Genomic DNA, 26,745 nt, shown 5'->3' with positions numbered 1-26,745 from the left:
TTGAGCAGTGGAAATTAAAACCAATATACATACACACGTAAGTAACAGCATTTTTAAGTTTATTTATTAGCAACACAAAAATTATAATTTGGAGTTTATTATGCAAAATTTTACATACATTAGAGGGACAGCATTATGAAGCTTAACGGTTTAAGATGGTGGGTAATAGCACTAATAGCGCTTGCAACCATTATTAACTATATCGATCGTCAAGCACTTAGTGTGCTTTGGCCTGATATCGTAGAAGAGTTGTTCCCTGACGAATCTGCACTTGAGCGTAAACAAATTTACGCAAATATTTCTATTGTGTTTGTTTTTGCTTATGCATTTGGTCAAGCTATTTTCGGTAAGATATTTGACTGGGTAGGGACTCGCTTTGGTTTCGTATTATCAATTGGTGTTTGGTCTTTAGCGACTATTGCCCATGCATTTGCTCAAGGTTTACTTACATTTAGTATTTTCCGTACTATTTTAGGGGTTGCTGAAGCGGGTAACTGGCCAGGTGCTGCTAAAGGTAACGCAGAATGGTTTCCAACAAAAGAACGTGCTTTAGCACAAGGTATTTTTAACTCAGGCGCTGCTATCGGTGGCATCATTGCTATCCCGTTAATTGCTTACCTAACCATCTATTTCAGCTGGCAAATGGTGTTTGTTGTAGTGGGTGTAATGGGCTTTTTATGGCTTGTTCCTTGGCTTGTACTTGTTAAAGCTCCACCAGGTTCTCACCCGTGGATCACTGAAGAAGAACGCGAATATATTCTTACAGGCCAAAAGCGTACTGATGCATCAGGCGCGATATCTAACGAAGAAGAATACAACCCATCGACTGCTGAGTTATTATCACGCAAGCAAAGCTGGGGTGTAATTATTGCCTCTGCTGCGATTGACCCTATTTGGTGGTTATTCGTATTTTGGATCCCAATTTACTTAAACGAAGTATACGGTATGGATGTTAAATCTATTGGTATATACGGTTGGGTACCTTATGTTGGCGCTATGTTTGGTGCTTGGTTTGGTGGCTTATTAGCACAAAACCGCCTTAAAGCCGGTTGGACGACTGATAAAACAAGAAAACTAACAATTACTTTAGGTTGTTTGATCATGTTGCCAGCATTACTTGCTATGGCAAACCCTGGTGCACCAGTCATTGCAGTATTAATTATGGCGGTTATTTTATTTGGCTTCCAAACAGCCATTGGTAATGTACAAACATTACCAAGTGACTTATTAGGTAAAAAAGCGGTTGGTACATTATCTGGATTTTCAGGTATGGCGGCCAAACTAGGTGCTGTAGGTCTTACTTCTTTAGTGCCAATTTTAACAGCCGATGGTAACTACACACCTGCGTTTATCATTGGTGCATCGCTTGCGATTATTGCTATGGCAGCGGTATGGATTTTAATTCCAAAAATTGAACCACTAAAACCTGAATAATAAAATACCCACCGCTCATTCGTATTTTACGATTGAGCGGTACATTACATAGGTAATTTTCTAAATGAAAAACATTTACTTTTTCGGCGAATGTATGGTCGAACTAAGAGCTAAAAATGACGACATGTTACATCAGTCATTTGCGGGCGATATTTATAATTCAGCGGTATATCTTAAGCGTTGTTTTAACGAAGTAACGACATCGGTAGTCACTGCAATTGGTAAAGATAGCTTAAGTGCTCAAATGCTGGCTCGATTTGAGAGCGAACAGCTAGATACACAATATGTATTTGCTCACGACGAAAAAGTGCCGGGTATGTATTACATTGAAACAGATGAGCATGGCGAGCGTAGTTTTACTTATTGGCGCAGCGATGCTGCAGCAAAAAAAGTCGTGTCGTTTTTAACCCCTTCAGTACTTGATAGTTTATCTAAAGGTGACATGTTTTTCTTTTCGGGTATTTCATTAGCCATTATTGACAATGATAGCCGAGAGCAATTTTGGCAAGCGATCAAACAGCTTAAAGATGCTGGAGTTAAGATTGTTTTTGACCCAAATTATCGTGCACGTTTATGGCAAAGTGTTGAGCAAACTAAAGCGCAATACGACATTGCATTTAGCTTATCTGATGTCACTTTGCCGGGCGTTGAAGATTTAACAACACTTTACGATATTCATTCGGTTGAAGCGGTTGTCGAATATTTAAAACCTTACAATATCCAAGAGATTATTGTTAAGAACGGGCCAGAGTCTGTGATCACAAAAGAGGGTGAGGAACTGCAAAGCCACACCATCATACCTGTCACTAATGTTGTTGATACAACATCTGCAGGTGATGCGTTTAACGGTGTTTATTTAGGCGCACGTTTAGCGGGTCGCAGTGTTTCTGATGCAGTACAAATGGCTGCAAAAGCAGCAGGTACAGTGATTCAACAGCCTGGTGCAATTGCACCAAAAGATGTTTTTTGCCAAGCAATGGCTAACGCATAGTATTAATAGTTAAAAACATTTTTATACCGTGACTATAAAAATGTTTAACCTTGAACAATAACGGAGAATAAAATGGTTCGCTTTTCTGAGTACATGAATGGGCAAAAATTATTACCGATCATCCAAACTGGTTGTCCAGAAACTGGAGTAGCTATTACTCAAGCTATGCATGCAGCTGGCATTGATTTGGTTGAGGTAGTACTTCGCCATGATAGCTCTATCGCAGTACTAGAGGCCATTAAATCGGCTATGCCAAATTTAAAAGTTGGTGCGGGTACTATCATTGATACTCCTATTTTAAAAGATGCGTTAAATGCAGGTGCTGATTATATAGTAACACCTGCGGTAACGCCTAAATTACTGGATGCGCTAGTACAAAGCGGTGTACCGGTGTTACCGGGCGTGTCTAACACTTCAGATATTGCACTAGCTTACCAAGCTGGCTTTAGAGAAATGAAATTATTCCCTGCAAATTTAGCCGGTGGTATTAATTTTTTAAATGGTGTTAAAAGCGTATTCAGAGAGTGTCAATTTTGCCCAACAGGTGGCATAAACGGCGATAACTTTACTGACTTTTTAGCACTACAAAACGTATTTGCGGTTGGTGGCACATGGGTTGTGGACCAAAAGCAGGTAGAAAGTAAAAACTGGCAAGCGATTACTGACGCTTGTAAAGTTGTACTTTAAAGTGTGTTGTACGAGCAGGTAACTGCTCTTTCTTAGGTGTTAATTGTTGTCGTTAGCACCTAATTTTCTGCTCGGCACCCGTAATCTCATTAAACCTTCATATCATCATTTCACTATCACCTTTACACCTTACTTAAGCTTTATTATAAATAATTAAAGCGCTTAATGACTTATAGAATATAGTTACCTCATTAAATTATATTTATACCGTGTTAAACCATAAACAATGTCCCTTTTTCGTGTTTTTATTGAAATATGGGGGTGTAAGGGTCAGCGATGAAAACTAAATTCGATTTTATTGTTATTGGGGCTGGGAGTGCGGGCTGTGTTTTAGCATCACGATTGTCTGAGGATCCAAATTGCCATGTGTGTTTAATCGAAGCAGGTAAAAGTGATAATAATGTTTGTGTGCAAATGCCGGCCGGGTTAGCCGTCAGTGTCCCATATGGAGTCAATAGTTGGCATTACAATACGGTTGCACAAAAAGCACTTAATAACCGACAAGGCTTTATGCCACGGGGTAAAGTACTGGGTGGCTCAAGTTCGATAAATGCGATGGTGTATATCCGTGGTAATAAATACGATTACGATCAATGGGCTGCGATGGGGAATGATGGATGGGATTTTAATAGTTTATTGCCTTATTTCATTAAATCAGAAAATAACGCACTATTTTATAACAACCCCTTGCATGGAAATGATGGCCCTTTGCACGTACAAGAACTCAGTTCGGCAAGCCACCTTAATCAATATTTTCTACAAGCATGTCATGAACAAGGTATCGCCAGAAGTTTAGATATTAATGGTGCGTCACAACATGGTGCGCGTTTGGTGCAAGTGACACAGCATCAAGGAGAGCGCTGTAGTGCTGCTAAAGCTTATATAACGCCTTTTTTACAGCGCAAAAACTTAACCGTTTTAACCGATACCCACGTTAATAAAATTCTTTTTGAAGGCCATACTGCAACAGCGGTAGAAGTGGTTAATAATAATAAGGTCGTCCAGCTTTTTGCTAAAAAAGAAATTATTTTAAGTGCTGGCGCGATTAATTCGCCACAAATACTAATGTTGTCTGGGGTCGCAGATAAACAAGATTTACTAAATAAAGGAATTAAACCCGTTATACATTTGCCTGGAGTGGGTAAAAACTTACAAGATCATTTAACTGTAGTGCCACTTTATAAAGCGAAATATTCACTTGGCTCATTTGGTATAAGCATGGCAGGAGTTGGGCGTATTTTATCGGGGTGCATTAAGTGGTTTAGCAAACGCGAAGGCTTACTTACCAGTAATTTTGCTGAATCTCATGCATTTATAAATCTTTTTCCAAACTCGCCTGCACCAGATATACAGCTTGAATTTGTAATTGGTTTAGTTGATGATCATAACCGAAAACTACACACGGGCCATGGCTACAGTATTCACTGTAGTTTAATGCGCCCTAAAAGCCGTGGTACAGTTAGCCTTGCTGATAACAACCCTCGTACAGCACCACTTATCGACCCTAATTTTTTAGAGCACCCAGATGATTTAAACGTGTTATTAGCGGGTTTAAAGAAAACGTTAAAAGTAATGCAAAGTAAGGGATTTGAGCCAGTCAGATCATCGATGGTTTATCCCCTTGATATTAATAACGATGAGCAGTTAATTGCGTTTATAAAACGTACCGCAGATACTGAATATCACCCGGTTGGAACATGTAAAATGGGACAAGACACTATGGCCGTAGTAGATACTCACTTACGTGTACATGGCTTACACAATTTACGTGTTGTTGATGCCTCTATTATGCCCACAATTATTACCGGAAACACGAATGCCCCGGTTATTGCAATTGCTGAGAAAGCGGCAGACTTAATCATCAATACATAAACTTATGTAATGCTTACGATGGCGTATAAAAATGGGTTAGCCATTGCTCCCAGTCTTGCTCTAACGCTGACATCTTAAGGTGCTTTTTGGCATTAAAATGCTTTGCTTTATCTTCTTCACCAACAAAAGGGCCGACACGACATAGTGTGCAGTGATTGTGATTTAAATACTCAGGCATAGTGAGCTTTTGCTTTAATAATGCTGGCTCTTTTTCGCTAAATACATAAGTAATACCGCTGGTGTCTTTAACATGCTTGTCGCGATCGACATTGCGTATTTTGTAACCCGAAAATTGACTTATCTCAAATGGCATTTGCCCTTTATATTGCATGTTTAAATGTGTATTTAAACTGCCTTCTATATTCCATTCGCGATAAGGTTTTACATCTTTAGAGGTGATGTAGCATAGCATTTCGCCCAAAGGATCTAAGGCATATTCACGGGCGTACTTTAAAAATTGGTGAAGTAATGCTCTGTTAAGCACATTCATACTTGTTTGGCGTGTGTTTAATTCAAAGGCTTCTTTTCCTACAAAAGCAGGGATTAAAGGGAATTGAAAGATGACTAAATCAAAGCGATGCAAATGACTTGATAAGCGTTGCCAACATTGCTTATTGGTGACATCAAAGTCATTTAAAACCGTTATTTTTTTCTGCTCTAACGCATTTAATGCATTGTGTTGATATTTTTGCTGGATTGTTTCTTTACTATCAAATGTAGAAGCAACCAGTTTTTGAATCGAAAAATGGTTATGGACGGCATCAGAAAATGATAAATCACCATCTCCTACCGTTAAAATTCGCCATTGGGGATTTAAATACATAACGTTTACTACTTTATTTATCGTTTTCAGTGCCAAAGTAAGACTGTTGAGCGCGCAACAACGCTAAACGGGTTTTTAAACCTTCGATTGCTATTTGTTTTAAAATTAAATTAAACGTAATTAATATGGCAAAAACAATATGAATCGGCCCTTCGGTAAAACCCGAGGTTGGGCTCATTAATGTTAAACCAAATAATATGAATAAAACGACTAATAAGATTTCAATAAGTTGATTTGAGTAAAAGTTAAGTCGGTTTTCGTTTTTATGATCTTTTTTAATGCTGATGGCGCAAAAAAATGGGATCACTTTAATTTTGAATGAGGCATTTTTTTCTACGTAATTTTCACCTAATTCATCGAGTTGTTGGCGTAATGTGTCGATCATAACCTGTCCTAAAATTAAAGAGCTCGGATGGTACCTTAATACGGTGTATTGGTTAAGCAAAGTCAGGCTATTTAGGGTAAATACTCATTCCAATAATTAAAATATGGCAAACAAATACAACAGAAGTCAGTACAAAGCGCATTTTTTGATAATCACGATGATAGTTTTGCCATTGTGGGCTGGTTTTTTCAAATATAAGCACTAACCAAAAACTAGCGGCTAAGTAGGCTAATGCCCAGTGCTCAGGTAAAAAAGTAAGAAATGGGATAGGGATGATAGGTAATACTGCTTTTATAGCATCGCTGTAACTTTGTGCGCCTGCATACCATAAATTCCCCGCCATAAACGCGAGAATAGCAATACTATAATAATTAAAGAACTCAACATTAACACTATTACTACCAAACATAAGGGGCCAACCAACACAGCCTAAAAAAGGGATTAAGCCTAAGTAACCTAATTGAATATGGTTGATAAATCTTTCCATTATTATTGCCTTATCGTATGAGTTTTTTGCGCGGGTATTATAGCAGTTATAATGAACTAAAATTGTTTAAGCTAAAAAATCGATTGTTTTAATCTAAACAATCAATTTTATTTATTTTATCGTAGGCCTTATTGTATTAATCAAGCCAACGCAGAAGGTGTACTAACTTCGTCAGCGTTGAATAACTTAAATTTTATACATTAAATATCAATGAGGAATACTATGAGCACTTCTTTAATTAATACTAAGCTTCAACCTTTTAACGCAACAGCATACCACAACGGTGATTTCGTAGAAGTGTCTGAAAAAGACGTTCTAGGTAAGTGGTCAATCTTCTTCTTTTACCCTGCAGATTTTACATTTGTATGTCCAACAGAGCTTGGCGATGTTGCTGATTACTACGCACAATTACAAGAAATGGGTGTAGAGGTTTACTCTGTATCTACCGATACTCACTTCACTCATAAAGCATGGCACGATACTTCAGACACCATTGGTAAAATTCAATTCCCAATGATTGGTGACCCAACTGGTCGTATTACTCGCAGCTTTGGTGTAATGATTGAAGAAGAAGGCCTAGCACTTCGTGGTACTTTTGTTATGAACCCTGAGGGCGAAATCAAAATAATTGAAACACACGATTTAGGTATCGGCCGTAGCGCGAAAGAATTAGTACGTAAAGTGCAAGCTGCACAATACATTGCAACTCACGACGGCGAAGTATGCCCAGCATCATGGCAGCCAGGTGAAGAGACACTTGCTCCTTCACTAGACTTAGTTGGTAAAATTTAATTTAAAATTACCAACCTTATTAAGCGCAGTTAGCTGCGCTTATGCCAACAAACATTCAGTTTGTTGTAGCCTCTTTGCTTAAAATTGATGATTAAGCACATGTATTATTTAAGCATGAGAGGCTTGCTGTTTTTAATTTTCCTATAAGGGTTAAGCCATGTTAGACAACAACATTAAAAATCAATTAAAAAGCCATTTTGAATCGCTTACTCAATCTGTTGAGCTGCTTATCGCCTTGGATGACAGCAATAAATCAAAAGAAGTAGAAAGCTTAGCGAACGATCTTGCTTCATTAAGCGACAAAATTACCGTAACAAATAATTCAGATATGAATGCTCGACGTCCTTCTATGGTTGTGCATTCACCAATAAATGATACCCATATCACTTTTGCTGGTGTGCCGATGGGGCATGAGTTTACTAGCCTAGTATTAGCCCTTTTACATACAGGTGGGCACACGAGTAAAGCAAATAAAGATGACATTGAACAAATTCAATCTTTAGATCAAGAATTAAACTTTGAAGTATATATCAGCCTTAGCTGCCAAACGTGTCCGCAAGTGGTACAAGCATTAAATACCATGGCAGCAACAAACAGTAAAATTAAAGCAACTATGATTGATGGCGCGCTTTTTCAAGATGAAGTAGAGCAGCGCAACATTTTGGCAGTGCCAGCGGTTTACTTAAATGGCGAACCATTTAGCCAAGGTGCATTAAGTTTAAGCGATATTTTAAATAAGGTAGATTCAAAAGGAGCGGCTCGCCAAGCAGCTAGCTTAAATGAAAAGCAAAAATTTGATGTGTTAGTGATTGGCGGAGGACCTGCGGGCGCTTCTGCGGCGATATATTCGGCACGTAAAGGGTTAAATACAGGGGTTGTTGCTGAGCGTTTTGGTGGGCAAGTATCTGATACTCTTGCAATTGAAAACTTTATTTCGGTTAAAGCAACACAAGGGCCACAATTAGTGGCGCAATTAGAAGAACACGTTAAAGAATACGATGTAGATATAATGAATAACCAGCGCGCAGCCAATGTGAGTAAAGGGAGTAATGGTTACGATATTACCCTAGAAAACGGAGCTGTATTGCAAAGTAAATCGTTAGTACTTGCCACTGGGGCTCGTTGGCGCGAAATGAATGTGCCAGGCGAGCAAGAATACCGCGGCCATGGTGTTGCGTATTGCCCGCACTGTGATGGTCCTTTATTTAAAGGCAAATCTGTGGCAGTGATTGGCGGTGGTAACTCAGGTATCGAGGCGGCGATAGATTTAGCCAATATCGTAGAGCATGTAACCGTACTTGAGTTTTCAGATACATTACGTGCCGATGAAGTACTGATCCGTAAAGCAAATAGTTTGGCCAATATTACGATTATTAAAAATGCGCAAACAACCGAAGTTGTCGGCGATGGTAATAAAGTGACCGGGCTTACTTATACCGATAGAGTCTCTGGGGAAGGTAAATCACTTAACCTTGCCGGTATTTTCGTACAAATTGGTTTGGTTCCGAACACTGAATGGCTTAAAGATAGCGATGTTGCGTTAAGTCAGTTTGGCGAAATACTTGTAGATAGCAAAGGGGCTACGTCAGCTCCAGGTGTATTTGCAGCAGGGGATGCAACCAACACCCCATTTAAACAAATAATCATTGCTATGGGCAGTGGTGCAACGGCTAGTTTAGGTTCGTTTGATTATTTAATTCGCCATAGCGAAGAGGATATTAGCGAAGAAAGCGCAGCGTAATCTCTCTTGATATAACAGCTAACACCCATTAGTTGTTTGTTGACCCAAGCCGCCCTTCTCCAAAGGCGGCTTTTTTGTTTAATACTGTCTATTTCGTTAAAAAAGTATCAGTATTATACCGTCATCGCTTTTAATCTTTGTTGCGTGCTATGAACTGCTTTTTCTATTGTCGGTAATTTAAACGGTTTAGCGATAAACATATCCATCCCGGCTTCAACACTCGCTAATTTATCTTGCGCAGAGGTATTTGCTGTAAGGGCAACAATATAAGTACTTTTAAAAGGACAAATGTTTTTTTCACGCAGTTGTTTGGTTGCTGAAAATCCATCAAGAATTGGCATTACACAATCCATAAAAATAAGGTCATAATGCTTTTGCTGGCATTTTAAAATAGCATCTTCTCCATCAACAGCAAAGTCAGCGCTTATTTTTAATTTTTCCAAAGAAGCGTGTAATACTAAACGATTTATTTGATTATCATCAACCACCAGTACTTTTAAATTACTTCCATCAATAGTTGCTCTATTGGTTGATATGATTGCTTCGGCCTTACCTATTTTTATCGGTAAAGAGACCTCAAATTGACTGCCTTTGTTTGGTTTACTGGTTACTTTTATCGTCCCTTGCATGTAATCGATAAGCTCTTTTACAATCGCTAAACCTAACCCTGTACCGCCTTTATTGTTTTTAGCGTCGACTTCTTGTGTAAAAGGCGCAAATAAAGACTGAAGAAAAGCATCACTCATCCCTCTGCCAGTATCACTTACCGTAATATTTAATAATAAGCCTGCTTGGTGTGTGGTTACTGATGTACTGAACATAACATGGCCTTGCTCAGTAAATTTAAGGGCGTTACTTAATAAGTTTGATACGATTTGGCTTAATCGAGTGTTGTCGCATATAACCCAGCAATCATCGTCAATAAAGTTATGAACATTAAAGGATATATCGGTATCTTTAAATAGAGGGGTGTACAGCGAAGCAAGATCGGTAAATATCGTCTTTAATAAAAAATTATTTGGCTCTAATTTAAATTCACCATGATTTATCTTAGAAAAATCAAGAACCTCATTAATCGTATTGAGCAATATATCTGCACTTCGTAATGCAATTTTTATTTTATCGGTACGCTTTTCTTCACTACGTTCATCAATTAAAGTTGTTAGCATGCCTGTTATACCATTAAGAGGGGTCCTCAATTCATGGCTTATTTTTGCTAGCAACATACTTCTATCTTCAAGCATTCTTTCTGCTTCAAGTTTTTTCTTGGTAAGTGCTTGGCGCAGTTCTACCGACTCAGTTATATTTTGAAAGGTGCCAAAAAGCCTAATGCATTGCCCATTTTTAAACTCAGCCTCACCAAAACTAGAAACCCAAATATGATTATTTTTTGCCGTAACCACTTCAAGCTCTAAATGCCATTTTTCACCGTGTTCAGTTGCTGCTGTTACCGCTTGATTAATGCAGTCTCTGCTGTGACCTTCTTTATAAAACTCAATAGCTTGTTCTATCGTCGGGGAGAAATCCTCAGAGGCTTGATGAATTCTGCGAGTTTGTTCACTCCAGTATATTTTACTGTTAATTAAATCGGCTTCCCAAGTACCAATGTTAGCCATATTTTCGAGCTTTTTAAGCGTTTTACTATGAAGTACTAGCTTTTTCTTTGCATGAGAGCGAGCAAATTCATTGCCTAACCACTGCGCAAATAATTCAATGTAATCATAGGTATCTTCTTTAAAGGGCGATGAAATTTTCGCCGATGAAAAGTTAACCGTGCCAAATATGGTGTCGCCCACTTTTATCGGTGCGCCAATATATGACTCTAATTGAAAGTTTTTATAGCATGGGTGTTCGGCTATGGTGCTATTACCGGCGTGATAAAATGCTAATGCTTTGTTTGCTTTTAGAGTATGTATGCAATAGGTGCCAGTGAGATCAAATTGAGTGCCTGCAACTAATGAATCATCTGGGGTAATGGCATGTAAAACAGTGTAGGTATTTTCTACCACTTTACTGATGATGGCTAAGTCAAGTTTGAAAACTTCGAGACCAAAATATAACAGTTGGTCAATTTTTTCATCAAAATCCAGATTTTGATCTGAAACGATATCGTGAAAGCGTCGAAGAAATTTCAATATTTATATCCCATAAGTTTCATTTTTTAATGAAATTTATTTATATTTTTTGATTTTATATAGTTAGCAAACATAATAGGTAGTATTCGTTATTTTCTCAAGCGATCTATTGCCTCGTTACTAAACGAGGCAATATTAATAGGTCGAATTTGGTGTGTATTGTGGATTAATATCCCCATCGACCTCTTCAGGGTCAACATCGTTTATAAGCAAAATCTCACGAACATGCTGTATATGATCTAAAACGGTTTGATAGCGTTCGCCGTATTCATATTTCGTGACTTCTATTGCTTTTGGCATGTAGGTAAAAGCTATTTTTAATGCTAGTAGTTCGTCTTTATTTAAGTTGCTCATGTTTCCTCACAATAAAAAATAATCGTTATGTTAAATGTTCTATACCGGCTTGCTTACCCATTTGATAGCCAGATTCTAATTTAGATAACTGCTTTGTTGTTCTACCTACTTTAAAATTAGCGGGTGGAGCAATAATATTAATTTTACAATCACTCGGGGGCTGAGTAATAAAATCAATACTTTGATTATACGCTTCAAATCTATTGAGTGATGCTTTAACTAACGCGGGGTAATCTTTGTATATACACTTTGTAAACCACGGTGTCTTCGTCGGTTTTTTCTTATAACCTAATGGCTGCGATAAAATAACAGTAATTTCTTTAGCGCCCATTTCGTAAGCTTTAATTACAGGGATTGAATCAGCAACGCCCCCATCGGTCATTGCAATATTGTTTATGACAGGATAATTTCTATAAGCGATAGGAATGGCACATGATGCTTTTAATTGGTCAGCCATTTCGTCACTGGTTGCTTTTAAATAATGTGCTTTTCCCGTATGTATCGCGGTGGTTGTAATATAAAAATTACAGGGGTTTTGCTCAAAGTATTCAGTTTCGAGCCTAATTTCTTGTAATGTTGTTTGCCATAGCCAATCTAAATCAAATAAATGACCGCCTTTAATAAAGCGAGCCAAATTAATAAACTCTGTACGGCATGAGTAGTCTGTTATTACTTTGTAGTTACGTTTTGGTTGGTTACATAAAAATGCAGCAATATTTGTTGCGCCAGCCGATACGCCAAAGTAATTATTAAAAGGTTTGAACTGTTGATTTAAAAATTCATCAAGTACACCCGCTGCAAAAATGCCGCGCATTGCGCCACCTTCTACAACCAAAGAGTGCTGTGCTAATTGCATAAAGTTACGGCCTTAATTTAAATTATTCCTTTTAATAAAGCATTAAAATAAGGTGAAATGAAGATAAATATAACGAAAGTCATAAGCGTGACGAAAATAAATAAAGCGCAGTGATATCACTGCGCTTTATTAATGTATTTTTATGACTCATTAGCAGGGGAGACCCACATAACGCCCACTTCTTTTTTTACAACAATAACAGGCGTACCGCTGGCAATTGGATATTCACTTTTTAACTGCCAGCTAATTCCTGAGTAGTGATGGGTACTTAACCCTGCAATTGAAACATCTTCATTAAGTACAAAGCTCAGTTCGGCAAAGTCACTTTGTATAGGCTTATTATCTACTTTATTTTGCATCTTTTTGAGCGGACGCCAAAGTAAAACGGCAAGTGCAGCCGTTATCACCGTATTACTCCACAATGCAGTACTTAAGGCATCATTTAATATACCTAAGCTCATAAGCGCACCGGTAGCAATAAGCGAAATACCAAAAAACAATAAAATAAAGGTACTAAGGCCTAGCACTGCTACTTCTATAATTAATGCCAGTACACCTAAAATCATTAATGTTTGAGGTAAATTATTTATTAATATATCCATAGCTAACCTTTATAAATTAGGATTTTTGGCTTTTATTTAACGTGTTTATTATCGACATACCTTGTGCAACTAATGAACTTGCATCGGTTGCATTATCAGGTAACAACACGACAGAAGACTCTCGAGCAATCGCTTCTTTTGCAGCAATGGCCTTGGTTGCTAAATCAAGTTGAATTGCCTTTTGACCTTGCTGTGTATCAGCAGCTTCACCGACTTCTTTTAATGCTTGGGCTTGGGCTTCTGCTACTGCTATTATGGCTTTAGCTTCACCTTCGGCGCGTAATATTTGCTCTGCTTTTTCAGCTTCGGCTGCTAATACTTGAGCTTGCTTTTTACCTTCGGCAACATTGATATTTGCTTGTCTGTCACCCTCTGACTCTAATATTTGTGCGCGTTTTACACGTTCAGCTTTCATTTGTGCTTCCATTGCTTCCATTACCGAGTTTGGCGGAACAATGTCTTTTATTTCATAACGTAAAACCTGTATGCCCCAAGGCTCTGCAGCTTGGTTTATTGCTGCAACGATATTGGTATTGAGCAAATCTCGCTCTTCAAAGGTTTTATCTAATTCCATTTTACCAAGTTCTGAGCGCATTGTGGTTTGCGACAATTGCGTTACCGCAAATACGTAATCGTCTACACCATACGTTGCTTTATATGGGTCAAGCACACGAAAATATAAAACGCCGTCTACTATCAACGAAATGTTATCTTTGGTAATAGCTGATTGAGAAGGGACGTCTTGCGCTTGTTCTTTTAAGCTGCGATCTGCGGCAATTTGATCAATAAACGGAACAATAAAGTTAAGTCCGGCTTCTTTAGTTGACTGGTATTTACCAAAGCGTTCAATAAGCCACGCTCTGTTTTGTGGTACAAATTTTATGCTGCTTTTAAGTAATACAATAACAAACACAAGTAAAAATGCTTCAACTGTAAACACTAAATTAAAAATTTGCGAAATGGGATCCATTTTGATATTCCTTTAAGTATTTTCATATAGATTACCAATAGTTAGGTATAACTACCAGTATCTATTTCTTAGCTACAAACTCGCTAATAGTATTTCTGCCGTTGTTTTTGGCTTGGTATAAAGCTTTATCTGCATTTTGAAGTAAGGTTTTACTTGATAAGCCCTTGCTGGCTAATGTACTGCAAAAGCCTAAACTTAAGGTTAAACTATTCATTACACTGGAATTAGGGTGAGCAATATTGAGTTGTATAATCGCTTTTCGCACCATTTCACAAAATTGATAACACTGTGTGCTATTGGTATCGGGTAAAATAATAGCGAATTCTTCTCCACCATAACGAGCTGCAAGATCGCCTTCACGCTTACAGAGGTTTTTTAGTGCTTTAGCTACTTTGATAAGTGCTTTATCACCTTGTTGATGACCAAAGTGATCGTTATAGTCTTTAAAAAAATCGATGTCACACATTATTAAACTAATAGGTTTTTTGGCGCGAATACATCGTTGTATTTCACTATTTAGGGCTTGGTCTAAGCCTCTTCGGTTTGCGATATTGGTTAGCCCATCAGTATTTACTAATTGACTTAAGTTTTGGTTGGCAGTAATTAATTGTTGTTGTGTTTGTTCTAACTTGGTTTGATAAGTTATTTTTTTAAAAGCACTTACGATCATTTCGCCTACCAGCTTTAACCTTAATAAATCTGTTTCTGTCCAGCGATGGCTTTGTGCTACGAAATCACATCCAATGAACCCGACTAATTTTTTTTCATCACTTAAGCCTATACACATCAATGATTTGATTTGTTGATCACTAAAAATAGTCTTCTCTGCTTGTGCTTCTTTTGGTAATTCGTCAAGGTGATTAACTTTAAACAAATGGGTTTTTGTAATCACCTTCTGAAAGTAAGGGATATGCTCGATGGGCAGATGTGTTAACTCGTCAATGTACGAGGTAACGCCATCATTAACCCATTCATTGGTATTTTTTAAAGCTAAACCATCGGGGCTATATTTAAATAAGTAACTGCGGTCTGCGTTACACACCATACCAATGGCTTTTAATGCGTAATCTATTTGATCATTATAATCATTCGCTTGAATATCGATTAAGCGGGTCGAAATCTTAGAAATAACCTGGTCAAAGTTATACTCGTTGTTTATTTTATTGCCCAGCTCAAAACTAATAAGGGTAAATTGAGCATTGAAATGACTTATTGTCACCTGGAGTGATTTAATTGCGGCAGGGGTGTGTAATAACAATGATAAATTGGATTGGGCTTCAATAAGGTTGTTAAAAAAGTCATCAATACTAATAGGCTGTTGTTCTTGCGAAGATAAAAGCCTAAGGTGCGAGAGTTGTTGAGTGCTTAAGTTCTCGCTAGATTGAGTGTGTAATAACTGTTGCCCTTTGGCATTGATTTTACAGTTTTTTGTTTTTTTATCGTACAAAATGATTGCGCAGGGCAGTGTTTTTAGGCTCTCCCATGCATTATTTATTGTTAGCTCACTCAATGACTTTTCCTTTCATACATTAATGACTCATTAATTAAGTTCACAGGTTAATAATCGACATGTTTAATAAAAGCACAAATGAAACAGTATAAAAAGCTTATTTATTGCTTAAAATAATAAATTAAGTGAATTAAATAGCCACCCTTTATAATTTTTAATATCTATCTTGCTAAATATCTAAGTTTTTAAGTGCGTTAAATAAGGCTTCGTATTATAATTGCCGCCTTATTTTATCGCTTTAAAGCCCAGCATAATTGAAAGCCGCTTTCTCTAAGTTAATAAAGGTATAAATAGTTATTCATGACTGAAATAACGACACACCAAGCTTCACGACGCAGGTTATTAATTGCGTTAGCAATTACTTGCTCATTTATGGTTATTCAAATCATCGGTGCCTATTTTTCTAATTCTTTAGCAGTATTGGCTGATGCTGGACACTTGTTTGTTCATAACAGCTCGTTATTTATTGCGCTTGTCGCCTCTAGCTTTGCGATTCATTTAGCTAAAACCTATAACGATGGCTATCAACGTGCAGAATTAATTGGTGGCCTGATTAATGGCTTATTATATATAACGATTAGTATCATTATTTTATATGAAGGCTCACAGCGGTATTTTTATCACGACAATGGGCACCATTTGGCTATTAATAGCTTTATGATGTCGATGATCGCTGCCATCGGTTTTTTATTCCATGGTGCCGCAGCGTGGGTTTTGTATAAAGGACGCAAAGCAAGCGTCAATGTGTACGCGGTATTTTTACATTCATTTTTTGACCTACTTTCAACTATTTCAACCTTTATTGCTGGTGTTTTAATTTATTTCACACACTGGGAAGTTATCGACATTTTATCAAGTATGCTAATCGCTTTATTTGTTCTATTTACTGGTTCAAAAGTGATTACCACCTGCATTAAAGGATTACTTTTAAGTAATAAAAAATTGCCTAATGTCGATGATATCGAACACTCATTATGTGCCATTGAGCATGTAAACAATGTGCACAATATTACAGTTGAACGACAAGGTAAGCAGATTGTTGTCGGTGCACATGTCGTATTAAACAAACATTGCACCAGAGAAAAACACGACGAAGCGTGTCGATTAAAAGTCGAAAAAACGCTTAAACAACAATTTAATGTTTTACAAAGCGTGTTACAAATTGAAAGCCAAGAACATCATAGTCATTAACGCTAAGTGCTAAATTAGTTACGGCTATCATTGTTTATATAATTTATGGGGTTATTGCGTTATACCATGCCCCACTTACCTGTGTGCACCGTGCTTTAAATAGCTTGCCTATATAAGTGAATCTACCCCATTTTAGTTTCATTGAGATCATAAGTAACCTTAAGTGTTAAGGCTGCATTGGCTGTGTCTGATTTAAATAAACGTTAAAGCGGGTTGATTGGTTAGTTGAGTGAACCTCAATGGTTCCACCATTTGCTTGCGCTAACGCTTTTACAATAGCAAGACCTAAACCTGCGCCGTCGCTATGTCGTTGGCGCGATTTATCTGGGCGATAAAAGCGGTCAAATAAATAGGGGATATGCTCGCTAGGTATTTTTTCACCATAATTAATGACTGAAATACATACTATTGCTGTGCAGCCTGCTCAAAGGATTAGCTTTTTAACGATCCCCATGATGTAGGGCGATGGGCTTGGCATTGCCATTTATTATTTCATATGGATGCCGGCATGTTTAGAGAGGTTGTTGTATCATGATTAATCTAAAACATAATAAGCTATTGAATTTTATATTATTAATAGGTGTTCTCTCGGTTAGTTTACCTATATTAGCGCAATCAAGTTCTTCCCAAATGGAGATGAGTCAGCCCCAAGGAGGAAACGCGCCTGAAGGAGCAAGAGACCCTCATGCTTATTCTGCAGGGACAACTTTAACACAAGGCCCGTATGCATTTGAGGGTGATAAGCGATTAACCTTAGCTGATGAGCATGCATTTTATACGTTAATAGGCGACCGATTTGAATACAACGCACAAGATAATGCGGCTGTATTTGATTTACAAGCTTGGCACGGCACAACTTTTAATCGCTTAGTTATAAAAACAGAAGGCGACTTTAGTGAAGGCAGTATTGAAGAAAATCAAACCGATATTTTATGGGGCCATGGCATATCTGCCTATTGGAATACACAAGTAGGTATTCGCTTTGATCATAATAAAAACGCTGAAAATAAACAGTGGTTAGCTATTGGATTACAAGGTTTAGCGCCGTATTGGTTTGAGGTTGATATGACAGCCTACCTTGAAGAGGGCGGCAATACCGCACTTACATTAGAAACAGAATATGAATTATTACTTACACAAAGGTTAATAATACAATCTAGAGCAGAAATTGCACTTTATGCTAAAGAAGATAAGCAAAACGAGCTCGGAAATGGTTTATCAAGTAGCGCAATCGGTTTTAGGCTTCGTTACGAGTTTACACGCCAATTTGCACCTTACATTGGCGTTGAATGGCATAATACCTATGGTCGTACAGCAGAATACGCCCAAGCAAATGGCAAAGGGCGCAACAATACCGAGTTTATTGCTGGAGTTAAATTTTGGTTTTAACTGCGTGTGTAACCCACGTTATTTGATACTTAATATTACATTGGTTTGAGAACTAACCCTTATTTTTAGCTAGTTATATGTTTTATGAGCGAGTACATGCTTTAGTAAAATATAATCATTTGGAATTAATTAGACCAATAAAATACAGCATTAATATCAGTGTCAAATAACTTGGCTAAGCGAAATGCTGTTTCAAGAGAAGGGGAATAACGACGCTGTTCAATCGCAGCAACGGTTTGCCTCGTTACCCCAATGGCCTCGCCAAGTTCTGACTGAGTGAGGCCGTGTTTTTCACGTAATGCTTTTACGTTGTTCGATATTGGAAAGTTTTTAGGCATTAATAAAAGCGTCTTCTATTAAAATAAATTTGCAAAATATAGTCGCTTATTTGACTTATAATGAGGCTTGCAAAACACGCATAGAATAACATGCTGCCATTTTGTATGAGTAAAAAAAGTGAAAGTGAACATACAATGCCTGCCGCCAAAATGTAAGACGAAATACTCCCTGCTTTTTGAGATATTAAACGCCCTCGTTCATCTGTTGGTGCGTTTGTATCTTTAGGGTTCATCATCGCAATAATAGCATGCCCAATTATCGCTATGGCAATTGTAATAAATGTAAAACCCAATAAAGTGGGACTACTTGGCGAAGGTAGAGAGCCAAGTTCGTCAGTTAGGCTTAATAGTGTAAACATATAAATAACCCCCGAAAATAACAGGGCAATTAGCATTATCCATGCAGATCTTTCTTGAAGTGACATACTAGCTCGATGTTAAAAATAATTAACATTAAAATTAGCCTAGCTCATATGTTATGTCAAATATTTTTAACATTAAAAAAGATAAACACGTAGTAAAATACTCAAATGCTTATTGTATTTTTATAGGCCGTTAACTATCAGCGCAGTCTGGTTTATCTTGCGTAATATAAAGTTCATAACATTTGATAGTTCTTTGGGTATCGTTGTTGAGCGGAACTTAAATTAATCTTGTAATCATCTATTATTGTGAATACTATAAGTATCATATTTAATGAGGTAAATATGACTGACTATTTAAACACCATCTTGAATGGTGATTGCCGAGAAATGTTAAAAAAACTTCCCGAAAATTACATTTCAGCCTGTATCACCGATCCCCCTTATAATTATGAATTTATAGGGCATAAATGGGATGATACTGAGATCCAGCGCCGTAAAGATCGTGTTCAAGATAGTAAAACATTGGTCAAAAATATACCTTATGGCTCGGGTTTAGCTGGAGGCGTTAGAAATAAGCGCTGGTATGAGAAAAACCGAAATAATATATTAGAATATGAAGATTGGTGCGTTGAATGGGCGACAGAGCTTTATCGCGTCTGTAAACCCGGAGCTACCGTTTTAGTTTTCAATAGCACAAGAACAATTGCTCATGTTCAGGTCGCCCTTGAAAAGGTTGGTTTTTACGCGCGTGATATTGTTGTCTATCGTAGGTCGAGTGGGATCCCTAAAGGGATTAATATGCAAAAGAAATTAGAACAAAAAGGTTTCGAAAACCCTGAAGAAATGCAAGGGTGGCATAGTTGTTTACGTAGTGAATGGGAAGCGGTGTGTGTACTTCAAAAGCCATTATCTAATAATTATACCGAAACATTATTAGAGTATGGTACCGGTTTATTTTATACAAAAATGGACGGTGGTGGGTTTCAGTCAAATATTCTTGAAAATATCAAACGAGATAAAGCAACCGATTACAATATACACTGTACAGTTAAACCATTAGATTTAATGAAAAAATTGGTCGATATTTTTGTTCCAAGAACAAAAGGATCTATTGTATTAGACCCTTTCTCAGGCTCAGGTACAACGTTAGTCGCCGCAAAACAAGCCGGTTTAGATTATATAGGGATAGAGATAGAGCCTGCTTACATCGATATAATAAAGCAAAGGTTAAACGATGTTAGCGCTTCACAAGAAACGCCTTAGCCTTTCTAGTTAGATAATCTTTCATGTCAAAACCAGAGACTCTTTGAATAAAATCAAATGAGTCTTGCCCTGTATAAATCTCCCATCCCCCCTTTTTACAGGCGTTCATAGCAGCGCCAAGGTTATCTTCTCGAAGAAATAAAAAGACAGGAATGTAACCCTTTTCTCTAAGTAATGGACCGTATTGTTTAAACTTTTTTAAAGTACCAGAGTCGCCCGAGCCAACACGGTACTTAGTGTCTATGGCATAATTTCCAATCCGAAGATCGCAAGGTTCATCATCACCAATTCTTAATGCGGGTTGAAATGACTCTTTTTGACGACATGCTTCAATAACCAATGATTCCCAGCATTTTCCTAGCTCTCTGCCCCAGTATTGTCGATTTTCTCTTTTAAGCTGTGGCGTGATCCCAAATGCATCCATGAGTAAATCATGGTCATCATTTTCATCAGAATAAACCTTTTCAATAAAAGAGGCGTTGTATCGTCCTAGTATTTCATTGAGTTTATTTTCCATTGTTATCTCTATTATCCATAAAAAAATAAATCAAAGGCTCATTGAGTGACACGGCTATTTTCTCTGCATTTAGCAAAGTAATATTTCGTTCACCACGTTCAACTGAGCCAATGTATGTTCTATGTAAACCACATAAATCAGCCAGCTCATCTTGAGAAAGCGCTTTGAGTTTTCTGAAGTGCCTGACGCGTAGGCCAAAAATTTGCGATATATTCATAGTGCTATAATTATAAAATGCAGACTATAAGTCGACAGACTATAAGTAGCATAAGCGAAGGGTGGTTAAGTACTTTAATCATTAATTTAAATGCCGCCCTAATGAAAATTGGGAAGTTTACTTTAGATAACGCATTCAATAACACTTATAAAAAGAACGGAGCAGAACCTAGCAAGGGTAGCACGGCCTGTTGATTGTATTGTTATAGTGTGGCTTTAACCGCACTTTGATTAATTTTATATTGTATATAGATTACATGAAAAATTGAGGTAAGAAATGGATTCAACCAAAGTATATCACCTTTATTTGAAGCTGAAATTTTGTTTATACGATTGCGGACCATAATTATCCACATTACATCAAACACGCTTGAAACCACATGAATACAGATTGAGCTTTGTGAAATTGGTAAATCGTGAATATTAACCACACCATTTATCAAACTGCCTAACGAAATACTAAACAAACTGACGGTTATAACAATAAAATAATTCGGTATTTTAAGCGTTGTATGCTTATTGATTTGCTTAGAAAAGCGGTACAGTTTATATATTAAATATAAACCTATTGTTAGCACACAAAGCACGAGGGTTTTTAGTACTGAGCCAACTTCAAATATATCCGTAAGTGTTTTATTCATTAATACCTCAACGCTAAAAATACACCGTACTTTTTATAGCAGTATAACACTTCGTATAAACTGCTCAGTATGTTAAGTAATTATTTTTAAACGTTTATTATAAAAAACTATGTAGTGAAAGTAGGAAAGCTCAGTATGCAAAAAGGAGCATCCTATACAAAAACTAAAAAACATAAAAAGTGACACTAAGTTAATTACTTTGCTTAGGCAAGCAATTGTAACTTTAGCGAAGTGCGGCTAGTTGGGGGCCTTCAAAGTTCGTTTATTTATGGCCGTTTTCGCTAAGGCAGCTAAGAAGCGCTTTATTACAACGTTAATCTTGGTTTAATAAAATCAATAAACGCTTTAATTCTTTCTGCAACTGAAGAGGATTTATAGTAGACAGCGTTTATCAATTCACGATCTGTACCGATTAGTCTGTATGGCTCAAGCAGCGATATTAATCGGCCAGATTTAATATCAGTATTAACCATAAACCCCGATAAACACGTGATACCGCTTCCTGATAACGCTAATTGACGAATGGTTTCTCCATTGCTAGCTGTCATGGTTAGATTGACTTCATTAAGCCCCTTTATAGGCCATTGGTTTAAAGATTTTATATTTGAAAAGCCGATTAATTTATGACCTTTAAGTTCAGTAGGCGTTTTTGGTAAACCATTTTGAGCAATATATTCCGGGGAGGCGACAATAAAAAGCGGGCTTTTGCATAAGCAAACTATAGCGCAAAACTTACAATTGAATTTTAGTAAGTAGGCTATCAAGAATAACTTAGCGATTCTTTTATTAATTATTTCGTCACTAATTAAAGTTTAACGAGCTATTGTATGCCAAACCTATTCGCACAGAGCGACTAACTTCACTATTTAACTGATGCTTATGAGCAGAAGCAGGTCCTATATCTAAATACCTGAAAAAGAATACTACTTAGGCGCAAAAACATTTCATATGTAGCTTGATACATCAGCCTTAGGCCTCTAACTGGGCCATAAAGCATCGATACATAACATTGACTGTGCTCATTCCTCTTTTTCAACCAACTATTATTTTGCGCTCATGGCGGCGTTGCCACCGCCCACAAATGGCACTTTGAGGCAGTTCGGCTTGGAGCGAGAAGCCGACGGTCGAGTAAACTCGTTTTTGGACAGAAACGAGTTAGAGCCGAAGGACGGCTTTGTGCCAATTGCGGTCGTTCGTAACCATAGTCACTTATGTGGACTCCCATTTATCAACAACTATTTTAACTAAATAAATTCGCTTTCTTATGTACGAGTTCTAAATGAGGCGCTACCTCGACTCCAAGATAATTTCGCGTGTTAGAGCACTCTTCTTGTTAACGAGCTTTTCGCTCTTTTGACTATACTGTGTCATCTAACATGTTATTAATTTAGCTAATATTGATGTTTGATTTTTTATAATAAAACAACTTTATATTCTGTTTTATTATTAATTAAAGAAAAAGCGGTTCTAACCGTTTTATTGGCTAATGCGACTGCTGCACACTTTTTTCCTCGTCGTTCTATTAACGCTTTAAGCCAGCGCTCTTTACTTGTTTTTGGCTCTCGCTTAACAACTTGTTGGATGACAGCCATCGCACCTGTAATGAGTAAACTACGTAATGTTGTATTTCGACGTCGGCATATTTTTCCTAAACTTACTTTACCACCTGAGCTATGTTGAGTTGGTGTCAAACCTATACAAGCAGCGGCATCTTTGCCGGCTTTAAACCTGGCTAATTCACCTGACGACAAATTAATAAAAAGATGAATGGCATTTAAAATCCCAACCCCTTCTAGTCGCATTAGTTTTTTACAGCTTGGTGTGTCGTCAATCCATTTAGCCAATGCTAAATCATAGGCAGCGATTGCTTCAGTTAACGTTAAATATAAATCCAGTGATACTTTAAGCATTTTTCTAAATGCATCACAAAAACCATTTTCGGCATCTTCCAATGTATCTTGGATAGTACCTACAAACTGACTTACCGAGCGCCCACTGCTTATATTAAATTCACGCAGTAAACCAGTGAGTTGATTTTTAAGCGCTACTTTTTGTTTAACACTGTGCTCTCTCAATTTGAGCATTGATTGCGCTTGCTGTTCATTAATTGATTTTGCAGTAATAAAGTGAACATCTGGTAACAGCGATGCTTGTAAGACAGCCAAAGCATCATTTTTATCTGTTTTTTGACTTTGACGAACAGACATAACTAATCGCGCAGATATTAGTAAAGAATTATGACCAAGTGAAGTTGCAAATTGATGCCAATAATTAGCACTCGCACAGGCCTCAAAAATAATCGTTGAAGGACTAAGCGATATCAAGTACTCACTAAATTGTTGCAGTGTCATCTCATTATTTGAGTGCACTTTATTATTTGTAGAACTACAAACTTGTATTAATTTATGAGCTAAATCGACACCAATTCTTAACTTATTCATAATTGAACTCCGAAAAATAATTTCTACTTCAGTATAGAAGTTGGGAGTCCAATTATCTTGTTATATGAATTTAGTACTAATAGTAGCGACGACTGATATTGCTCCAATAATAAAAGGCAACTGATAATCTGTAAAATATGATTCTTTTAACATGTACCTAAACCAACCCTGAACCCTGAGCATATTGAACCTAAAAATACTGTAAGTTAAATACTGTCGATAAAAGTGAGCTGGTTTATCAGCAGTTCCTGAAGCACTTATAGGCTCCCAATGAGAATTTTCAGGTAATGCTAATGTTGAGTGAAAACTTGCAATATCTGATTCACTATGGCCTTGCCCATTATCTGCAGGATAGATATAAAACTCACATTTTCTCATGAAAGGGAACGTAACTTGATCTTTTTTATTTGGAATTGCAGTGAAACGCCCACTTCTACGTGAATACCGAGGATCAGTAAGGCAGATACGAACAAAATCTGAGTTTAAGAATTTTGACTTTTCACGTGCTTTCTTATTTAAGTATACTGCTTCTTTATAATATAAATGTTCATGAATCCTGTCGTGCATATCTTTTACATATGTTTCCTCTTGATAATACTGCCAATATCGAAGGCTAAAGTATGAAAAGAGCAATACAAGGGAATACTTAACTACATCGGGATTTTTAACTACAATTAATGTTCCTAACAGGTTTATCTTTTCAAAAGTAGCCCCACTCAAAAAAAACAAAGGCATCAATAAAGAAATAAGAAGGAAATTTCTTCTCTGCCGCAATAAGCCATCTGATATATCCCTATATCGTGCTTTTCTCTCCTCTGACACAAAACCTCCGATTCATATAACAGCTTATTGAACACCATTTTGGTGGTTTATAACATACTAAAACGGCCTATATTACATACCCTGATAATTTCACCAATAATTACCTTTGTAAACAAGTAATTAAAAAGCTAGGAATTAAGCATGTTATTTTACCCCAAAATGGCGTTTAATAATGTTATCGGACAAAATTAAGCTCCTACTCAAAGAAGCAGAAATAATTTTAACTTTTTAATGTCCGGTTATCGCTCAAAGGCGACCTTAGAGTATTTACGTTAACTCATTTTGGAGCAAAAACGAGTTACATCTTAATGTCCTCAATTGGCACAAACAGGAAATCACCCATCCACAAATTCCGTATTTATACATTAAGTTTTTTAAAGCCTAAAGTAATTAATTCTCAACCATTTAGATATTTGCCTAACCCTAATCTTACTTAGATTTAAGGTGGACTCTAATTAATAATTCTCAACCTGAGTGCCACACCTTGCTTAAAATTAAAACTATTCTCAAGCTGCCGCGAATTCTCGACTTAAGTGGCCCTGCCCAAATTTGATGAAAAATACTACGAAATACCATGAATTTTATTGATAACTATTTTCGTTTAGATTACTATGCATTTATTAAATGTAATTGAGAGTGGTTTGTATTCATGTATATTTGTCTATGTCACGGGGTGACTGATAAAAAAATTGAGCAAACAATTGACGATGGTGCAACTACCATGCGTGAATTAACGAAAGAGCTTAAAGTGGGCAGCCAATGCGGTAAGTGTTGTGGCTGTACTAAAAAGATCCTTAATCGTAAACTTATCGAAATTGCAGATATTACCGATCAGGTTGCTTAAGTTTATTTTAAGCATAAAAAAAGCAGCTTTCGCTGCTTTTTTTGTATCTATTACCTTTATACCTGTAATCGGCTAACTTAAATGGTTACAGTTGTGATTGTAGGTAGTTTTCTAAACCGGTATTTTTAATCAGTAGCTGTTGCGTTTCTAACCAATCAATTTGCTCTTCTTGCTCGTTTAATATGTTATCGAGCGCTTCACGGCTTATATAGTCTTTTTTAGCTTCGGCTAATTTAACGGCTGTACGTAAGTCGTCGATGGTATCTAGCTCAAAACTCATATTGGCAGCGATCATTTCTTCGCTGTTTTCGCCAATACGTAAACGTCCTAAATCTTGTAAGTTTGGTAAACCTTCTAAAAATAAAATACGTTCGATTAAACGATCAGCATTTTTCATTTTTTGAATTGATACTTTATAATCTGCTTTATCTAGTTGACTAAAACCGAAATCTTTAAACATACGCGCATGTAAAAAGTATTGGTTTATACCTACTAACTCATTAGCTAGCACTGTATTTAGTGCTGCAATAACGTCTTTATCGCCTTTCATATTAAATATCCCTTACGCCATTTGTGCTTGGTGATAGTTTTGGCTGCCAATTTTTTCAATTAACCCAAGTTGTTGCTCTAACCAATAAACGTGATCTTCTTCGGTATCAAATAGTAGCTTTTCAAGAATCTCGCGCGACTGATAATCTTGTTGTTCTTCACAAATAGCAATCACGTCTTTTACGCAAGCAACAACTTCTAGCTCTAGGGTTAAGTCGTTTTGCATCATGCTTTTTACGTCGTCACCGATTAATAAATCACGGCGTTTAGTCATGTTTGGTACGCCTTCTAAAAATAGAATACGTTTGATTAACCAGTCTGCGTGATCTTTTTCTTCTTCCATTTCATGATTTAGGCGCTCGTAAAGTTTATTTAAGCCCCAGTCATCGTACATGCGTGAGTGGATAAAATACTGATCTATAGCTGCTAACTCATTGGCTAATAAAGTATTAAATGCATCAATTACTTTTTGATTACCTTTCATGAAAATCACCTTACAAATTTGAATTGCGTCTAGTTTAGTCTAATTG

29 protein-coding genes and 2 pseudogenes are annotated in these 26,745 nt (G+C 37.0%); 11 read left to right on the top strand and 20 right to left on the bottom strand.

From position 1 onward, the window contains the following. Positions 1–135 precede the first annotated feature (135 nt). From J8L70_RS11055 to J8L70_RS11040, 4 genes are all read left to right on the top strand, one after another. The gene (locus tag J8L70_RS11055) at positions 136–1,434 is read left to right on the top strand and encodes an MFS transporter (RefSeq protein ID WP_211055640.1); all 1,299 of its coding nucleotides are present in this window, start codon (positions 136–138) and stop codon (positions 1,432–1,434) included. 64 nt (positions 1,435–1,498) lie between these two features. Beyond that, a complete protein-coding gene (locus J8L70_RS11050; protein ID WP_211055639.1) occupies positions 1,499–2,425 on the top strand; it encodes a sugar kinase in 927 nt (308 codons plus the stop codon). A 72-nt stretch (positions 2,426–2,497) separates the two neighbouring features. Beyond that, on the top strand, positions 2,498–3,112 hold the full coding sequence (eda, locus tag J8L70_RS11045; protein ID WP_211055638.1) for a bifunctional 4-hydroxy-2-oxoglutarate aldolase/2-dehydro-3-deoxy-phosphogluconate aldolase: 615 nt from the start codon (positions 2,498–2,500) through the stop codon (positions 3,110–3,112). A 276-nt stretch (positions 3,113–3,388) separates the two neighbouring features. Next, entirely contained in the window at positions 3,389–4,984 is a 1,596-nt protein-coding gene (locus tag J8L70_RS11040) for a GMC family oxidoreductase N-terminal domain-containing protein (protein ID WP_211055637.1), read from the top strand. A 13-nt stretch (positions 4,985–4,997) separates the two neighbouring features. Here the strand turns inward: J8L70_RS11040 and J8L70_RS11035 are convergent, their stop codons facing one another. The 3 genes from J8L70_RS11035 to J8L70_RS11025 all read right to left on the bottom strand — a co-directional run bounded on the left by J8L70_RS11035 (position 4,998) and on the right by J8L70_RS11025 (position 6,679). Further along, positions 4,998–5,807, bottom strand: a complete 810-nt coding sequence (locus tag J8L70_RS11035; RefSeq protein ID WP_211055636.1) for a class I SAM-dependent methyltransferase — start codon at positions 5,805–5,807, stop codon at positions 4,998–5,000. Positions 5,808–5,820: 13 nt separating this feature from the next. Next, positions 5,821–6,192: a hypothetical protein gene (locus tag J8L70_RS11030; RefSeq protein ID WP_211055635.1), complete on the bottom strand. Its 372-nt coding sequence runs from the start codon at positions 6,190–6,192 to the stop codon at positions 5,821–5,823. Positions 6,193–6,259: 67 nt separating this feature from the next. Beyond that, a complete protein-coding gene (locus J8L70_RS11025; protein WP_211055634.1) occupies positions 6,260–6,679 on the bottom strand; it encodes a DUF3429 domain-containing protein in 420 nt (139 codons plus the stop codon). A 222-nt stretch (positions 6,680–6,901) separates the two neighbouring features. Between J8L70_RS11025 and ahpC the strand changes: the two genes are divergently transcribed. Next, complete coding sequence (gene ahpC, locus J8L70_RS11020; RefSeq protein ID WP_211055633.1) at positions 6,902–7,471, top strand: alkyl hydroperoxide reductase subunit C; 570 nt, start codon at positions 6,902–6,904, stop codon at positions 7,469–7,471. A gap of 157 nt (positions 7,472–7,628) precedes the next feature. Next, positions 7,629–9,212: an alkyl hydroperoxide reductase subunit F gene (ahpF, locus tag J8L70_RS11015; RefSeq protein ID WP_211055632.1), complete on the top strand. Its 1,584-nt coding sequence runs from the start codon at positions 7,629–7,631 to the stop codon at positions 9,210–9,212. 113 nt (positions 9,213–9,325) lie between these two features. Here the strand turns inward: ahpF and J8L70_RS11010 are convergent, their stop codons facing one another. From J8L70_RS11010 to J8L70_RS10985, 6 genes are all read right to left on the bottom strand, one after another. After that, the gene (locus J8L70_RS11010; RefSeq protein WP_211055631.1) at positions 9,326–11,347 is read right to left on the bottom strand and encodes an ATP-binding protein; all 2,022 of its coding nucleotides are present in this window, start codon (positions 11,345–11,347) and stop codon (positions 9,326–9,328) included. Between the two features lie 135 nt (positions 11,348–11,482). Then, a complete protein-coding gene (locus J8L70_RS11005; protein ID WP_211055630.1) occupies positions 11,483–11,701 on the bottom strand; it encodes a penicillin-binding protein in 219 nt (72 codons plus the stop codon). A gap of 25 nt (positions 11,702–11,726) precedes the next feature. Then, the gene (locus tag J8L70_RS11000) at positions 11,727–12,557 is read right to left on the bottom strand and encodes a patatin family protein (RefSeq protein WP_211055629.1); all 831 of its coding nucleotides are present in this window, start codon (positions 12,555–12,557) and stop codon (positions 11,727–11,729) included. Between the two features lie 140 nt (positions 12,558–12,697). Then, the gene (locus tag J8L70_RS10995; RefSeq protein ID WP_211055628.1) at positions 12,698–13,159 is read right to left on the bottom strand and encodes an NfeD family protein; all 462 of its coding nucleotides are present in this window, start codon (positions 13,157–13,159) and stop codon (positions 12,698–12,700) included. 16 nt (positions 13,160–13,175) lie between these two features. Beyond that, positions 13,176–14,129 (bottom strand): SPFH domain-containing protein, encoded by a 954-nt coding sequence (locus tag J8L70_RS10990; RefSeq protein ID WP_211055627.1) that lies wholly within the window; start codon positions 14,127–14,129, stop codon positions 13,176–13,178. A gap of 61 nt (positions 14,130–14,190) precedes the next feature. Beyond that, positions 14,191–15,639: a sensor domain-containing diguanylate cyclase gene (locus J8L70_RS10985; RefSeq protein ID WP_211055626.1), complete on the bottom strand. Its 1,449-nt coding sequence runs from the start codon at positions 15,637–15,639 to the stop codon at positions 14,191–14,193. 300 nt (positions 15,640–15,939) lie between these two features. On the opposite strand from J8L70_RS10985, the gene J8L70_RS10980 reads away from it, so the two are divergent. Beyond that, positions 15,940–16,830 (top strand): cation diffusion facilitator family transporter, encoded by an 891-nt coding sequence (locus tag J8L70_RS10980; protein WP_211055625.1) that lies wholly within the window; start codon positions 15,940–15,942, stop codon positions 16,828–16,830. Positions 16,831–16,996: 166 nt separating this feature from the next. On the opposite strand, the pseudogene J8L70_RS10975 reads toward J8L70_RS10980, so the two are convergent. After that, positions 16,997–17,236, bottom strand: a pseudogene (locus J8L70_RS10975) (ATP-binding protein); the annotation flags it as partial. On the opposite strand from J8L70_RS10975, the pseudogene J8L70_RS10970 reads away from it, so the two are divergent. After that, positions 17,232–17,365 (top strand): annotated as a pseudogene (locus J8L70_RS10970) (multicopper oxidase domain-containing protein); the annotation flags it as partial. The pseudogenes J8L70_RS10975 and J8L70_RS10970 overlap by 5 nt on opposite strands. After that, positions 17,362–18,219: a copper resistance protein B gene (locus tag J8L70_RS10965; protein WP_211055624.1), complete on the top strand. Its 858-nt coding sequence runs from the start codon at positions 17,362–17,364 to the stop codon at positions 18,217–18,219. The pseudogene J8L70_RS10970 and the gene J8L70_RS10965, both read left to right, overlap by 4 nt. Before the next feature lie 125 nt (positions 18,220–18,344). On the opposite strand, the gene J8L70_RS10960 is transcribed toward J8L70_RS10965, so the two are convergent. Further along, positions 18,345–18,557, bottom strand: a complete 213-nt coding sequence (locus J8L70_RS10960; protein ID WP_211055623.1) for a helix-turn-helix transcriptional regulator — start codon at positions 18,555–18,557, stop codon at positions 18,345–18,347. Then, a complete protein-coding gene (locus tag J8L70_RS10955) occupies positions 18,557–18,982 on the bottom strand; it encodes a hypothetical protein (RefSeq protein ID WP_211055622.1) in 426 nt (141 codons plus the stop codon). Before J8L70_RS10955 ends, J8L70_RS10960 begins: the two co-directional genes overlap by 1 nt. 282 nt (positions 18,983–19,264) lie before the next feature. Between J8L70_RS10955 and J8L70_RS10950 the strand changes: the two genes are divergently transcribed. Further along, on the top strand, positions 19,265–20,185 hold the full coding sequence (locus J8L70_RS10950; protein WP_211055621.1) for a site-specific DNA-methyltransferase: 921 nt from the start codon (positions 19,265–19,267) through the stop codon (positions 20,183–20,185). Here the strand turns inward: J8L70_RS10950 and J8L70_RS10945 are convergent. The 6 genes from J8L70_RS10945 to J8L70_RS10920 form a co-directional block, all read right to left on the bottom strand. Then, positions 20,160–20,702 carry a hypothetical protein gene (locus J8L70_RS10945; protein WP_211055620.1) on the bottom strand — a complete coding sequence of 181 codons (543 nt, stop codon included), beginning with the start codon at positions 20,700–20,702 and terminating at the stop codon, positions 20,160–20,162. The genes J8L70_RS10950 and J8L70_RS10945 overlap by 26 nt on opposite strands. Then, entirely contained in the window at positions 20,692–20,919 is a 228-nt protein-coding gene (locus tag J8L70_RS10940) for a helix-turn-helix transcriptional regulator (protein ID WP_211055619.1), read from the bottom strand. The genes J8L70_RS10945 and J8L70_RS10940 overlap by 11 nt, the downstream gene beginning before the upstream one ends. 202 nt (positions 20,920–21,121) lie before the next feature. After that, positions 21,122–21,559 (bottom strand): hypothetical protein, encoded by a 438-nt coding sequence (locus tag J8L70_RS10935; protein WP_211055618.1) that lies wholly within the window; start codon positions 21,557–21,559, stop codon positions 21,122–21,124. 305 nt (positions 21,560–21,864) lie between these two features. Further along, positions 21,865–22,323, bottom strand: a complete 459-nt coding sequence (locus tag J8L70_RS10930; protein WP_247664784.1) for a LysR substrate-binding domain-containing protein — start codon at positions 22,321–22,323, stop codon at positions 21,865–21,867. Positions 22,324–22,971: 648 nt separating this feature from the next. Next, the gene (locus J8L70_RS10925) at positions 22,972–24,000 is read right to left on the bottom strand and encodes an IS110 family transposase (protein WP_211055617.1); all 1,029 of its coding nucleotides are present in this window, start codon (positions 23,998–24,000) and stop codon (positions 22,972–22,974) included. 60 nt (positions 24,001–24,060) lie between these two features. After that, entirely contained in the window at positions 24,061–24,822 is a 762-nt protein-coding gene (locus tag J8L70_RS10920; RefSeq protein ID WP_211055616.1) for a hypothetical protein, read from the bottom strand. A gap of 649 nt (positions 24,823–25,471) precedes the next feature. Here J8L70_RS10920 and J8L70_RS10915 point away from each other — a divergent pair. Then, entirely contained in the window at positions 25,472–25,666 is a 195-nt protein-coding gene (locus tag J8L70_RS10915; RefSeq protein WP_058404608.1) for a (2Fe-2S)-binding protein, read from the top strand. A gap of 85 nt (positions 25,667–25,751) precedes the next feature. Here J8L70_RS10915 and bfr (J8L70_RS10910) read toward each other — a convergent pair whose 3' ends face one another. Then, positions 25,752–26,216 (bottom strand): bacterioferritin, encoded by a 465-nt coding sequence (gene bfr, locus J8L70_RS10910; RefSeq protein WP_211055615.1) that lies wholly within the window; start codon positions 26,214–26,216, stop codon positions 25,752–25,754. Positions 26,217–26,228: 12 nt separating this feature from the next. Continuing rightward, positions 26,229–26,699 carry a bacterioferritin gene (gene bfr / locus J8L70_RS10905; protein WP_211055614.1) on the bottom strand — a complete coding sequence of 157 codons (471 nt, stop codon included), beginning with the start codon at positions 26,697–26,699 and terminating at the stop codon, positions 26,229–26,231. Positions 26,700–26,745: the final 46 nt, after the last annotated feature.

The organism is Pseudoalteromonas sp. MMG010 (assembly GCF_018100905.1).
Taxonomy (GTDB): Bacteria; Pseudomonadota; Gammaproteobacteria; order Enterobacterales; family Alteromonadaceae; genus Pseudoalteromonas.
This window is presented reverse-complemented; position numbering and strand designations above follow the sequence as displayed.